The sequence below is a fragment of the Pseudomonas sp. IT-P260 genome, assembly GCF_949768395.1.
Lineage (GTDB): Bacteria > Pseudomonadota > Gammaproteobacteria > Pseudomonadales > Pseudomonadaceae > Aquipseudomonas > Aquipseudomonas parakoreensis.
Map to the genome: position 1 here is coordinate 55752 of NZ_CATKPO010000005.1, position 12733 is coordinate 68484.

General features: G+C 60.1%; 11 protein-coding genes. 3 read left to right on the top strand and 8 right to left on the bottom strand.

Translation table 11 applies throughout. The features are described from left to right. Positions 1-58: 58 nt before the first annotated feature. The gene (locus ACM6HV_RS04075; RefSeq protein WP_414903575.1) at positions 59-1210 is read right to left on the bottom strand and encodes a M14-type cytosolic carboxypeptidase; all 1152 of its coding nucleotides are present in this window, start codon (positions 1208-1210) and stop codon (positions 59-61) included. Positions 1211-1308: 98 nt separating this feature from the next. Between ACM6HV_RS04075 and ACM6HV_RS04080 the strand changes: the two genes are divergently transcribed. Further along, the gene (locus tag ACM6HV_RS04080) at positions 1309-1473 is read left to right on the top strand and encodes a hypothetical protein (RefSeq protein ID WP_186448491.1); all 165 of its coding nucleotides are present in this window, start codon (positions 1309-1311) and stop codon (positions 1471-1473) included. Between the two features lie 219 nt (positions 1474-1692). On the opposite strand, the gene ACM6HV_RS04085 is transcribed toward ACM6HV_RS04080, so the two are convergent. Continuing rightward, complete coding sequence (locus tag ACM6HV_RS04085; RefSeq protein ID WP_414903576.1) at positions 1693-2031, bottom strand: DUF6124 family protein; 339 nt, start codon at positions 2029-2031, stop codon at positions 1693-1695. A 131-nt stretch (positions 2032-2162) separates the two neighbouring features. Here ACM6HV_RS04085 and ACM6HV_RS04090 point away from each other — a divergent pair, with 131 nt between their 5' ends. After that, the gene (locus ACM6HV_RS04090; protein WP_086794635.1) at positions 2163-2822 is read left to right on the top strand and encodes a LexA family protein; all 660 of its coding nucleotides are present in this window, start codon (positions 2163-2165) and stop codon (positions 2820-2822) included. Between the two features lie 39 nt (positions 2823-2861). Here the strand turns inward: ACM6HV_RS04090 and ACM6HV_RS04095 are convergent, their stop codons facing one another. The 4 genes from ACM6HV_RS04095 to ACM6HV_RS04110 form a co-directional block, all read right to left on the bottom strand. Next, entirely contained in the window at positions 2862-4811 is a 1950-nt protein-coding gene (locus tag ACM6HV_RS04095) for an acetyl/propionyl/methylcrotonyl-CoA carboxylase subunit alpha (RefSeq protein WP_414903577.1), read from the bottom strand. Beyond that, positions 4811-5626 carry a gamma-carboxygeranoyl-CoA hydratase gene (locus ACM6HV_RS04100; protein ID WP_414903578.1) on the bottom strand — a complete coding sequence of 272 codons (816 nt, stop codon included), beginning with the start codon at positions 5624-5626 and terminating at the stop codon, positions 4811-4813. Before ACM6HV_RS04100 ends, ACM6HV_RS04095 begins: the two co-directional genes overlap by 1 nt. Positions 5627-5744: 118 nt before the next feature. Beyond that, positions 5745-7352, bottom strand: a complete 1608-nt coding sequence (locus ACM6HV_RS04105; RefSeq protein ID WP_414903579.1) for a carboxyl transferase domain-containing protein — start codon at positions 7350-7352, stop codon at positions 5745-5747. A gap of 13 nt (positions 7353-7365) precedes the next feature. Next, on the bottom strand, positions 7366-8529 hold the full coding sequence (locus ACM6HV_RS04110) for an isovaleryl-CoA dehydrogenase (protein ID WP_041068789.1): 1164 nt from the start codon (positions 8527-8529) through the stop codon (positions 7366-7368). A 360-nt stretch (positions 8530-8889) separates the two neighbouring features. Here ACM6HV_RS04110 and ACM6HV_RS04115 point away from each other — a divergent pair, with 360 nt between their 5' ends. Further along, a complete protein-coding gene (locus ACM6HV_RS04115; RefSeq protein ID WP_414903580.1) occupies positions 8890-10587 on the top strand; it encodes an AMP-binding protein in 1698 nt (565 codons plus the stop codon). A 603-nt stretch (positions 10588-11190) separates the two neighbouring features. On the opposite strand, the gene ACM6HV_RS04120 is transcribed toward ACM6HV_RS04115, so the two are convergent. Then, positions 11191-12090, bottom strand: coding sequence for a hydroxymethylglutaryl-CoA lyase (locus tag ACM6HV_RS04120; protein WP_414903581.1), 900 nt, complete (start codon positions 12088-12090; stop codon positions 11191-11193). A gap of 147 nt (positions 12091-12237) precedes the next feature. After that, entirely contained in the window at positions 12238-12636 is a 399-nt protein-coding gene (locus tag ACM6HV_RS04125; RefSeq protein WP_041075047.1) for a MerR family transcriptional regulator, read from the bottom strand. Between the last annotated feature and the right edge of the window lie 97 nt (positions 12637-12733).

Consider the following 12733-nt stretch of genomic DNA (forward strand, 5'->3'; position numbering starts at 1 on the left):
ATCGCGCAAAAAAAAGATCGCAGACAATGCTGCGATCTTTGGGTGGAGCGGGGAGGAATCAGCGCAGGGTGTCGACCATGTCGGCGATGGTGGTCAGCACGTCTTTGCCCAACTGTTTCGAGCGTTTGCCCGACCAGCCCGTTTCTTTGTTCGGATGATCGTCGTGATCCTTGAACGGCATTTCCAGGGTCAGCGACAGGCAGTCGTATTTCTGACCGACCGCGTTGCAGGCCAGCGTCATGTTGGCCTGGCCCGGTTCGTCGCGGGTGTAGCCGAACTGGGTCTGGAAGTCCTTGGTGGTGTGCTTGAGGTGCGTGCGGAAATGCTCTTCGAGCTGCTCGATGCGCGGCGTGTAACCCGGATTGCCTTCACAACCGGCGGTGAACACGTGGGGGATTTCCTCGTCACCGTGTACGTCCAGGAACAGATCGACGCCATACTTTTCCATCTGCTGTTGTACGAAAAGTACCTCGGGGCTGACGTCCTGACTGGCGCTCTGCCAGGCGCGGTTCAAATCCTGGCCCATGGCGTTGGTGCGCAGGTGACCGTGGAAGGCGCCGTCCGGGTTCATGTTCGGCACCAGATACAAATCGGCGCTGGCCAGCAGTCTGTTCAGCACCGGATCGTCGTGGCGTTCCAGGCGCTCGATCACGCCTTCCATGAACCATTCGGCCATGTGCTCGCCCGGGTGCTGTTGCGCGATGATCCAGATTTTGCGCTGGCTCTCGGCACCGCTGCCCTTGCGCAGTAACTGAATGTCACGCCCTTCGACGCTCTTGCCGGTGGCCAGCAGTTCGGTGCCGGCCTTGGTCAGCGCCTGCTCGATCAACCAGTCATGACGACCGCGGCTGTAGGGTTCGAAGTAGGCGAACCAGGCGTGGGTTTGCTCGGCTTCAAGGCAAAAGCGCAGGCTGTCACCTTCGAAACTGGTGGGAATGCGGAACCAGTTGACGTGGTCGTAGGAAGCGACAGCCTGATAGCCGGTCCAGGCCTTGTTGTAGGAGGATTGGCTGGCGTTGACCAGGCGAAACCAGTGCTCTTGATGAACATGCAGGCCGCTGGCCTTGAAGTGGAACCACTGAAAATGCGCGCTGCGGGTATCCGGGCGGATGGCCAGAACCGGGTTGAGCGGATTGGAGATGTCGATGACTTGGATGTTGCCGCTGTCGAAGTTGGCGCTGATGTCGAACGAAGATTTGGCCACGGTCATAATCGATTCCTGAATATGATTTTTATGGCGGCTACTTTACACGCAAGGCTGAGGTGAAACCGAGGGAAATTGCGGCTTGCGGTAGGGGGGCGTCTTCCGTGACGCGCAAGCAGCTTAGAGACTGTGCGATTGATTCTCAAGTGCTAATTGTCATTGGTTTGCCCCAATCTGGCCGGGCCAAGCTTGCCAAGCGATATTCTTTTGATATTATCCGCGCCATCGAATTTGCTGCACCCAAAGACTTCATTAGCCTGAAGCCATAAGCCCGAAAAACGGGCAAAAAAAGACCCGGCAAAAAGCCGGGTCAAAAACCGTGATTAGCCTGATGAGGAGATAGTCCAGAAGACCGACCTAAGGTCTCTGGTCCATCGACTGATCTCGCGACCAGCTGCTTGCAATAATAATCATTATCATTTGCAAGTCAAACGTTTTTATCTGCGCGATTGGAAAATTCTTTCCTGTCCGCTCACTTCCCGTGTTCGTCAGAGCTGCTCGCCATCAATCGAATGGTCGACCATCGCTCGCGCCATATCCACCATATGCACCACCGAAAAGGCCAGGTCACGGCTTGCGCCCTGCAGGTTTTCGGCTGCCTTGAAGGCGGTGGCCGCTGCGCAACGCAACAGATCCGACGCATGCACCAGCGCCTCCTCGCCGCTCAGATGGCGTTTCACATCAAAAAAACGCTCATCGACCTCGGGTTCTGACACAGCTGGTTTCAAGTAATAGTCCAGCGCTCGCTGCGCTGCTGCGTTGCCTTGAGGGGAGGTAAGCGTGGTGTCCATTTGCAGATCGGGCAAGTCTTTGCTGCTGATATTCATGGTGAAGGGTCACTCCTTGTTCGATTGGAAGTCCGTGCTTTCAGGATAGTACGATGCGTAGTTGTGACCAGAATTTAAATACTACAATATGTGTTTTGCCGGCCGAAGGCGGGGCAAGTAAGGTGCCGCACATGGATAAATGGATTGAGTTGGTCAAGGCCAAGATGAGTGAACTCAAAATCACTCAAACAGAGCTCGGAGAGCGCGTCGGCATGTCCCAGGGCGGCATCGGCCATTGGCTGAACAAACGCCGCGAACCGGGCATCACCCAAATGAACCGCGTGTTGCAGGCGCTGGGCATGGACTTCCTCGAAGTCGTGCTGGTGATCCGTGAACCGCAGGAAGCGGCGGATGACGAAATGCCATTGGCACAGAAGTACAACCCGTACTTCCGCTACCCGGTCAGTGACTGGTCCACCTCGTGCGAAATCCGCGAGAGTGCAGCCACAACCTATGCTCCGACGCAGGACAAGCAGCGCTTCGAACTGACGGATTATCACGCCCGTGGTGCGGCGTTCTGGCTGACGGTGGCGGGGGATTCCATGACCGCACCGACCGGCCAGAGCATTGCCGAGGGCATGCTGATTCTGGTTGACCCGGAGGTGGAAGCGCTGCCAGGCAAACTGGTGATCGCCCAGTGGCAAGGCTGCGATGAAGCGATCTTTCGCAAGCTGGACGAAGAGGGCGGCCAGCGTTATCTGGTACCGCTCAATCCGACCTGGCCCAAAGCCTTGTTCACCGATGAGTGTCGAATCATCGGTGTAGTGGTTCAGGCCACAGCGCGTTTCTAGTCAGATCGATCCTCGCTCGGCGCAGGATCGATCCTCTGGCTACACGGCTTCCAGTTCAACCAAAGCGCTGCCTTCGCTGACCATTTCGCCTTCCTGGCAATACAGCGCTTTGATCACTCCCGCATGGGGCGCGCGAATGCTGTGCTCCATCTTCATCGCCTCCAGCACCACCAGTTGCGCACCGGCCTCGACCGATTGCCCGGCCTCCACCAACACCCGCACGATGCTGCCGTTCATGGGCGCAGTCAGACCGCCCTGATGGCTGTGGCTGGCGTCGACGGCGCTGATCGGGTCATACGTCTGAATACGCCGTAACTCGCCGTCCCATTGCAGGTACAGCGAATCGCCCTGGCGAATGGCGCGCAAGGTGCGGCGCACGCCGTCGCGCTCGACCACCAGCGCTTCATCGGACAGCGTAGCGTTGCTGGCGCTATTCAGCGTCAGTGCCCGATCCTGACCCTCGCAGCTCAAGTGCAGAGTGATTTCCGCCGGCAGGCCCGCGCGCAAACCTCGGTTCAAGGCCCACGGCGACCCCGGATCATCTTCCCGAACAGCGCTCGGCAAACCCTGTGCGAAAGCCTGTGCTGCGGTCTGCCAGAATTCATCGCTCAGTTCACCCGGAGCAGGTAGCAGCGTTTCCTGATAACGCGGAATAAACCCGGTATCCAGCTCCGCAGCAGCAAACGCTGGATGCGCGATGATCCGCCGCAGGAAGTTGATGTTGGTCTTCAAACCGCCGATCGCGAACTCGTCGAGCATGCTCAACAGCCGCAACCGCGCCTGCTCGCGATCCTCGCCCCAGGCGATCAGCTTGCCGAGCATCGGGTCGTAGAACGGCGAAATTTCATCGCCTTGCTCGACACCGCTATCGACCCGACGCCCCGGTCCGGCGGCCGATTCACGGTAAAGCTCCAGACGCCCGGTAGCCGGCAGGAAATCATTCGACGGGTCTTCGGCATACAGGCGCACTTCAATCGCATGGCCATTGAGCGGCACTTGATCCTGGGTGATCGGCAACGCTTCGCCGCGAGCCACACGGATCTGCCACGCCACCAGATCGAGTCCGGTGATCGCTTCGGTGACCGGGTGCTCGACTTGCAGGCGCGTGTTCATCTCCATGAAGAAAAATTCGCCACGCGCATCCAGCAGGAACTCCACGGTCCCCGCGCCGACGTAACCGATCGCCTGCGCCGAACGCACCGCCGCTTCGCCCATGGCGCGGCGCAGCTCCGGGGTCAGGCCCGGGGCCGGGGCTTCTTCGACGACTTTCTGGTGCCGGCGTTGAATCGAACAATCACGCTCGTTGAGGTACAGGCAGTTGCCATGCTGATCGGCGAACACCTGAATTTCCACGTGGCGCGGTTTGAGCAGGTATTTCTCCACCAGCATTCGCGAATCGCCGAATGACGACTGCGCCTCACGCTGCGCCGAGGCCAGGGCTTCGGCCAATTGGCTGACGTCCTCGACCACTTTCATGCCTTTGCCACCGCCACCGGCCGTGGCCTTGAGCAGCACCGGATAGCCAATACGTGCGCAGGCATCGCGGAAGGTATCGAGATCCTGCGCCTCGCCGTGATAGCCCGGCACCAGCGGCACACCGGCGGTTTCCATCAACGCCTTGGCCGCCGATTTGCTGCCCATCGCGTCGATGGCCGAGGCGGGTGGACCGAGGAAAATCAGCCCGGCTTGTTCAATGGCGCGGGCAAAGCCGGCATTCTCCGACAGAAAGCCATAACCCGGATGAATCGCCTGCGCGCCGCTGGCCTTGGCCGCCGCGATCAGTTTGTCGATTTGCAAATAGCTGTCAGCGGCTTTGCTGCCACCGAGATCAACGCGGACATCCGCTTCCCGGGTGTGCCGCGCTTCGCGGTCGGTGGCGCTGTGCACGGCGACGGTGGTCAGGCCCAGCGCCTTGGCGGTACGCATGACCCGGCAAGCGATTTCGCCACGGTTGGCCACCAGCAGGGTGGTGAGAACAGGTGCGCTCATCAACGCGGCTCCTTGGGGGTGGTTGTAGCTTGCCAGCTTGGCGGACGTTTTTGCAGAAAGGCGCGCAAGCCTTCCTGGCCTTCAGGGCTGACGCGGATACGTGCGATAGCGTTTTCGGTGTAACGGCGCAGCGCCGGGGTCAGCGCGCCGTTACCGACTTCGCGCAGCAGATCCTTGCTGGCGCGCATCGCGGCGGGACTGTTGAGCAGCAGGTTGTCGATCCATTGTTCGACCGCTTGATCAAGCTCGGCGGCCGGGTAGCTCTCGGACAACAAACCGATTTCCCGCGCACGCTGCCCGCCGAAACGTTCAGCGGTCAGGGCGTAGCGACGCGCAGCCCGTTCGCCGATGGCCTGCACCACGAACGGACTGATCACCGCCGGGGCCAGGCCGATGCGCACTTCCGACAGACAGAACTGCGCGTCATCGCTGCCAATCGCCATGTCGCAGCAACTGATCAGACCCAACGCGCCACCGAACGCCGCCCCTTGCACCACGGCCAAGGTCGGGATTTTCAGCTTGGCGAGGTTGTACATCAGCTCCGCCAGTTCCCGGGCGTCGTCGAGGTTGGTGTGGTAATCGAGCTCGGCCGATTGCTGCATCCACGCCAGATCGGCGCCGGCGCTGAAATGCTTGCCACGCCCGCGCACCAGCAGGAAACGCAGGCTGGCATCGCTGGCCACCTTGTCCAGCGCCAGAATCAGTTCGCGGATCATTTCGGCGTTGAACGCGTTGTTCTTTTCCGCACGGTTGAGCCACAGGGTGGCAAAGCCCCGTGGGTCGTTGTGCAGTTCGAGGGTGTTGAAGTCGCTCATATTCTTCCGTCTCCACGGTTCTTGTGGGAGCGAGCCTGCTCGCGAAAGCGGTGTATCAGTCGAAGTATCCGGAGCTGACAGACCGTCTTCGTGAGCAGGCTCGTTCCCACAAAAAGCATCACATCCGGAACACGCCGAAGCGGCTCGGTTCGATAGGCGCGTTCAACGACGCGGACAAGGCCAGAGCCAGCACGTCACGAGTCTGCGCCGGGTCGATGACGCCGTCGTCCCACAGTCGTGCGCTGGAATAGTAAGGGTGACCCTGCTCTTCGTATTGGTCGAGGATCGGTTGCTTGATCTCGGCTTCCTGTTCCGCACTGAAGGCCTGCCCGCTGCGCTCGGCCTGCTCGCGTTTGACCTGCACCAGCACGCCCGCGGCTTGTTCGGCGCCCATCACGCCGATGCGCGCATTCGGCCACATCCACAGGAAGCGCGGATCGTAAGCGCGCCCGCACATGCCGTAGTTACCGGCGCCGAAGCTGCCGCCGATGATCACGGTGAATTTCGGCACCTTGGCGCAGGCCACCGCCGTTACCAGCTTCGCGCCGTGCTTGGCGATGCCGCCGGCCTCGTATTTCTGCCCGACCATGAAGCCGGTGATGTTCTGCAGGAACAGCAGCGGAATGCCGCGCTGGCAGGCCAGTTCGATGAAGTGCGCGCCTTTTTGCGCGGCTTCGGCAAAGAGAATGCCGTTGTTGGCGAGGATCGCGATCGGGTAGCCGTGCAGGTGAGCGAAGCCGCACACCAGCGTGGTGCCGAACAGCGCCTTGAATTCATCGAACACCGATCCGTCGACCAGTCGCGCAATCACTTCGCGCACGTCGAACGGCTGTTTGGCGTCGGCGGAAACCACACCGTACAACTCATCGCTGGCGTACAGAGGCGCAATCGGCGTGTGCTGCTGCACTTCACCGAGCTTGCGCCAGTTGAGGTTGGCGACACTTCGGCGAGCGAGGGCGAGGGCGTGTTCGTCGCTCTCGGCGTAATGGTCGGCGACCCCGGAAATCTTGCAGTGCACATCGGCTCCGCCAAGGTCTTCAGCGCTGACCACTTCTCCGGTCGCGGCTTTCACCAGCGGCGGGCCGGCGAGGAAGATGGTTGCCTGGTTGCGCACCATGATCGCTTCGTCCGCCATCGCCGGCACATAGGCGCCGCCAGCGGTGCACGAGCCCATGACCACGGCGATCTGCGGAATGCCCATCGCGCTCATGTTGGCCTGGTTGAAGAAGATCCGGCCGAAGTGCTCGCGATCCGGGAACACCTCGTCCTGACGTGGCAGGTTGGCGCCGCCCGAGTCCACCAGATAGATGCACGGCAAGCGGTTCTGCTGGGCGATGGTCTGCGCGCGCAGGTGTTTCTTCACGGTCAGCGGGTAGTACGAACCACCTTTCACGGTCGCGTCGTTGGCGACGATCATGCACTCAACGCCTTCGACCCGGCCGATCCCGGCAATCACGCCGGCGGCGGGAACGTCTTCGCCATACACCGCGTGCGCGGCGAGCTGGCTGATTTCCAGAAACGGCGAGCCCGGATCGAGCAGGCGGTTGATGCGTTCGCGCGGCAGCAATTTACCGCGCGAGGTGTGACGTTCCTGGGCTTTCGCGCCGCCGCCCTGCGCCACTTGGGCGAGCAGGGTATGCAGGGCGTCGACCTGTTCGAGCATCGCCGCGCTGTTGGCGGCGAACTCCGCTGAACGGGGATTGAGCTGGGTATGCAGGATAGCCATGGACAGCTCCGTTTTAGCGGGTTTCGTTGAACAGTTCGCGGCCGATCAGCATGCGCCGGATCTCACTGGTGCCAGCGCCGATTTCGTAGAGCTTGGCATCACGCAGCAGGCGCCCGGCCGGGAATTCGTTGATGTAGCCGTTGCCGCCGAGAATCTGGATCGCGTCGAGGGCCATTTGTGTCGCGCGTTCGGCGGTGTAGAGGATCACGCCGGCGGCGTCCTTGCGCGTGGTTTCGCCGCGCTCGCAGGCCTGGGCCACTGCATACAGGTAGGCGCGACTGGCGTTGAGCTGGGTGTACATGTCGGCGACTTTGCCCTGGATCAGCTGGAATTCGCCAATGCTCTGACCGAACTGCTTGCGGTCGTGGATGTACGGCACGATCAGGTCCATGCACGACTGCATGATCCCGGTCGGGCCGCCGGACAGCACGACGCGCTCGTAATCGAGGCCACTCATCAGCACTTTCACGCCACCGTTGAGCACGCCGAGGATGTTTTCTTCCGGCACTTCGACGTCATCGAAAAACAGCTCGCAAGTGTTGGAGCCGCGCATGCCGAGCTTGTCGAACTTGTTGCTGCGGCTGAAGCCTTTCCAGTCGCGTTCGACGATGAATGCAGTGATACCGTGCGGCCCTTTTTCCAGGTCGGTCTTGGCGTAGATCACGTAGGTGTTGGCGTCAGGGCCGTTGGTGATCCAGGTCTTGCTGCCGTTGAGCACGAAGCGGTCGCCGCGTTTATCGGCACGCAGTTTCATCGAGACCACGTCGGAACCGGCGTTCGGCTCGCTCATGGCGAGGGCGCCGACATGTTCGCCGCTGATCAGCTTGGGCAGGTATTTGCTTTTTTGTTCGTGGTTGCCGTTGCGGTTGATCTGGTTGACGCAAAGGTTGGAATGCGCGCCGTAGGACAGCGCCACCGAGGCCGAACCGCGGCTGATTTCTTCCATCGCCACCACATGCGCCAGGTAACCCAGACCTGCACCGCCGTACTCTTCCGGCACGGTGATGCCCAGCAGGCCCATGTCGCCGAACTTGCGCCACATATCGGCCGGAAACAGATTGTCGTGGTCGATCTGCGCGGCGCGTGGGGCGATCTGATCGGCGACGAAGGACTGAACCTGATCGCGCAGCATGTCGATGGTTTCACCGAGGGCGAAGTTCAGGGATGGGTAGCTCATGGGTCACCTTTTGGCTTTTTTGTAGGGTGGGGAGGGCAGTCGAACGGCTCTCACCTTTACGTTAACGTAAGCCTGCGCTGGTTGGCTGTCAATCACCCTTTACGTTAACGTCAACTTGAGCGAGAGTAAGGGCATCTCAGGATTGAAAGCGGACTGCTTTTTTATGGGCGCGAGCTTGCGTGGCGAGGGGATTTATCCCCGATGGTTGGCGAAGCCGACCCAAAACCTGCGAATGCGGTTCGACAGGAAAAGCTGAGGGTACGCTTCGCACACCATCGGGGATAAACCCCCTCGCCACAAAGGCCACCCGCAAAAAAGTGAGCTCCAGTAAACCCACTAATAAAGACAATAGGGGTCGTCATGGATCAACCCAGTGCAAACCCGCAGCGCAGCTACACCCGTGGTTCCCAGAGCAAAACCTTGCTGGCGATGACCATCGGGCAGAAGTTCGACGAGACCGTCGCGCAGTACCCGGACGGCGAGGCGCTGGTGGTGCGCCACCAGCAGTTGCGTTACACCTGGCGGCAACTGGCCGACGCGGTGGACGTGCATGCCAGAGCGCTGCTGGCGTTGGGGTTGCAGGCCGGCGACCGGCTCGGCATCTGGGCGCCGAACTGCGCGCAGTGGTGCATCACACAGTTCGCCACCGCGAAGCTCGGCGTGATCCTGGTCAACATCAACCCGGCCTACCGCAGCTCCGAACTCGAATACGTACTCAAGCAATCCGGTTGTCAGTGGCTGGTCTGTGCGGGAGCGTTCAAGAGCTCCAACTATCACGGCATGTTGCAAGGCTTGCTGCCAGAACTGGCCGAGCAATCCATCGGCGAACTGCGCAGCGAGCGCCTGCCGGAATTGCGCGGGTTGATCAGCCTTGATGCACAGCCGCCTTCGGGTTTTCTCCCGTGGTCGCAACTGGCAGATCTGGCCGCCAGTGTCTCTGCAGAACAATTGCGTGAACGCAGCGACAGCCTGCACTTCGACCAACCCGTCAACATCCAGTACACCTCCGGCACCACCGGTTTCCCCAAGGGCGCGACCCTCAGTCACTACAACATCCTCAACAACGGTTACATGGTCGGCGAGAGCATCGGTCTGACCCCGGACGATCGCCTGGTGATCCCGGTGCCGCTGTATCACTGCTTCGGCATGGTCATGGGTAACCTCGGCTGCATCACTCACGCCAGTACGATGATTTACCCCAATGACGCGTTCGATCCGCTACTGACCCTGCAAACCGTCGCTGAAGAACAAGCCACCGGGTTGTACGGCGTGCCGACCATGTTCATCGCCATGCTCGATCAGCCGCAGCGCGCCGAGTTCGATCTGTCGACCCTGCGCACCGGGATCATGGCCGGTGCCACCTGCCCGATCGAAGTGATGCGGCGGGTCATCAGTGAGATGCACATGAGCGAAGTGCAGATTGCCTACGGCATGACCGAAACCAGCCCGGTGTCCCTGCAGACCGGGCCAAACGATGAGCTGGAACTGCGCGTGACCACCGTCGGTCGTACCCAGCCGCAACTGGAAAGCAAGATCATCGACGAGGCGGGCAACCTGGTGCCGCGCGGCACCATCGGTGAGCTGTGCACCCGCGGTTACAGTGTGATGCTCGGTTACTGGAGCAACCCGCAAGCCACGGCCGAAGCCATCGACGAGGCGGGCTGGATGCACACCGGCGATCTGGCGAGCATGAACGATGAGGGTTACGTGAACATCGCCGGGCGTAACAAGGACATGATCATTCGCGGTGGCGAGAACGTTTATCCGCGCGAGCTGGAAGAGTTTTTCTTCACCCACCCGGCGGTGGCGGACGTACAAGTGATCGGCATTCCGTGCTTGCGTTACGGCGAGGAGATTGTCGCCTGGATCAAGTTCCACCCCGGCCACAATGCCACCGAACAAGAGCTGCAAGCGTGGTGCAAGGAGCGCATCGCGCACTTCAAAACACCGCGTCATTTCAAGTTCGTCGAAGAGTTTCCGATGACGGTGACGGGCAAGATCCAGAAATTCCGGATGCGCGAGATCAGTATCGAAGAGTTAAAAACAATCGAACGGTAACCACCATCCCTGTGGGAGCTGGCAAGCCAGCTCCCACAGGGATGTTCGGGAATTCGGGATTTGCAGAAAGCACAAAGGGGAGCCGAAGCTCCCCTTTAATTTTGTCGTCGCGTGCTCTTTTTTATTATTGAGGGGCGGTCTGTTGTTGTTTTTGGCAACCGTGGCCCTTTACCGCTGTTTTTGGCGACCCCCATCCGGGGTCAAGAGCAAACGTATTTTTTTGAGCGCTGATCTGCTTTCTCGTTAAACGATCCAACCGATTCGGGCGCTACCTGAAGGTAGTTTTATTGTTCTCTGCCCGGTTGCGGGTCATTCCGAGGAACACCCTGAAAAGCACACCTTCTCCAAAAAAATCTGTTAGCTGCGTCTCTGCCGTGTTGTTTTTGTTATGTCAGAGTCGGTACGTCTTATTTTTATTGGTTTGCTGCTTTTTATTCTTGTTATGCCATAGAGATAGCAGAAGCCGTGCCAACTTTTTAAAACCCTTTTAAATCAATGACTTGGGATTTTTGAAGGATTTTTCCTTCAGGCAAAACCAGACAATTTGTTTCCGTGTTACTCGACTATGCCCACGTTTCAGACACCGCGGTAACACCTTCGCCCTCACTGGGCGTTACGGGCCTTGGCCACACGCGAACCGCTCGGGCGACCGAGCACCGCACTGATCTGCTGACCCGCGGCGATCAAGGCGTCGAGATCGATACCGGTCTTGATACCCAGGCCGTTGAGCAGGTACACCACGTCTTCGGTGGCGACGTTACCGCTCGCGCCTTTGGCGTACGGGCAGCCGCCGAGGCCGGCGATTGAGCTGTCGAACACCGCAATGCCTTCCAGCAGACTGGCATAGATGTTGGACATCGCCTGGCCGTAGGTGTCGTGGAAGTGCCCGGCGAGTTTGTCCCGTGGGACTTGCGCCGAAACCACTTCGAACAGCCGCCGCGTGGCGCCGGCAGTACCGGTGCCAATGGTGTCGCCGAGGGACACTTCGTAGCAGCCCATCGCGTACAGTTCGCGCGCAACCATCGCCACTTGTTCCGGCGCGACCTCGCCTTCATAAGGGCAACCCAGCACGCAGGACACGTAACCGCGCACGGTAACGCCATGCTGTTTCGCCGATTCCATGATCGGTGCGAAGCGCGCCAGGCTTTCGCTGATCGAGCAATTGATGTTGCGCTGCGAGAATGCCTCGGACGCCGCAGCGAACACCGCGACTTCTTTCACACCGGCAGCCAGCGCGTCTTCAAAGCCGCGCAGGTTCGGCGCCAGTGCGCCGTAGGTCACGCCGGGTTTGCGCTGGATCTGCGCGAACACCTCGGCGGAACCGGCCATCTGCGGCACCCACTTGGGCGAAACGAAACTGCCGACTTCGATGTAGCCAAGACCGGCGGCGCTCAGGGCGTCGACCAGTTGTACCTTGTCAGCCACGCTGATCGGTTGAGCTTCGTTCTGCAGACCATCGCGCGGGCCGACTTCGATCAGGCGTACTTGGGAGGGGAGGGGCATGGGGTTGACCTGTAATTATCTGAAGACTGCGGATGCCCCCTTGTGGGAGCGAGCTTGCTCGCGAAAGCGGTGGATCAGTCGACGAAAGATTTGAGTCGGACCGTATTCGCGAGCGAGCTCGCTCCCACAGGGGATAGGTTTTTTCCGTTAAATAGCCTGCTGGCCCTTGAGCGTCTGTTCCAACGCCTGCACGCAGCGTTCTTCCGCGGTGTCGAGTTCCAGCTTCATCTGTTCGATGTCGAGCAACTGCTGCTCGAGCTGTTCGCGGCGCTCGCTGATTTTCGCCAGCATGCTGTTGAGCTGTTTGGTGTTGCCGCTGGACGGGTCGTAAAGTTCGATCAACTCGCGGCATTCGGCGAGCGAGAAACCAATGCGCTTGCCGCGCAGGATCAGCTTCAGACTGACCTTGTCGCGGGGTGAATAGATGCGTTCCTGGCCACGGCGCTCAGGGCTGAGCAGGCCTTGCTCTTCATAAAAGCGGATCGCCCGGGTGGTGATGTCCAGCTCGCGGGCGAGGTCGGAAATGCTGTAGGTCTGGCTGCTCATGAAAGCGCTCGAAAGAAGGTCTTGGCGCTAAGCTAATGGCGAGTTGACGTTTACGTCAAGGTTCAAAATGTGTGGCGCTAGCGCTGGCCTCTTCGCG

Coding starts and splice junctions, on each gene's coding strand:
- ACM6HV_RS04075 (WP_414903575.1), bottom strand. CDS start 1,210: ATGACCGTGGCCAAATCTTCGTTCGACATCAGCGCCAACTTCGACAGC.
- ACM6HV_RS04085 (WP_414903576.1), bottom strand. CDS start 2,031: ATGAATATCAGCAGCAAAGACTTGCCCGATCTGCAAATGGACACCACG.
- ACM6HV_RS04090 (WP_086794635.1), top strand. CDS start 2,163: ATGGATAAATGGATTGAGTTGGTCAAGGCCAAGATGAGTGAACTCAAA.
- ACM6HV_RS04095 (WP_414903577.1), bottom strand. CDS start 4,811: ATGAGCGCACCTGTTCTCACCACCCTGCTGGTGGCCAACCGTGGCGAA.
- ACM6HV_RS04100 (WP_414903578.1), bottom strand. CDS start 5,626: ATGAGCGACTTCAACACCCTCGAACTGCACAACGACCCACGGGGCTTT.
- ACM6HV_RS04105 (WP_414903579.1), bottom strand. CDS start 7,352: ATGGCTATCCTGCATACCCAGCTCAATCCCCGTTCAGCGGAGTTCGCC.
- ACM6HV_RS04110 (WP_041068789.1), bottom strand. CDS start 8,529: ATGAGCTACCCATCCCTGAACTTCGCCCTCGGTGAAACCATCGACATG.
- ACM6HV_RS04115 (WP_414903580.1), top strand. CDS start 8,890: ATGGATCAACCCAGTGCAAACCCGCAGCGCAGCTACACCCGTGGTTCC.
- ACM6HV_RS04120 (WP_414903581.1), bottom strand. CDS start 12,090: ATGCCCCTCCCCTCCCAAGTACGCCTGATCGAAGTCGGCCCGCGCGAT.
- ACM6HV_RS04125 (WP_041075047.1), bottom strand. CDS start 12,636: ATGAGCAGCCAGACCTACAGCATTTCCGACCTCGCCCGCGAGCTGGAC.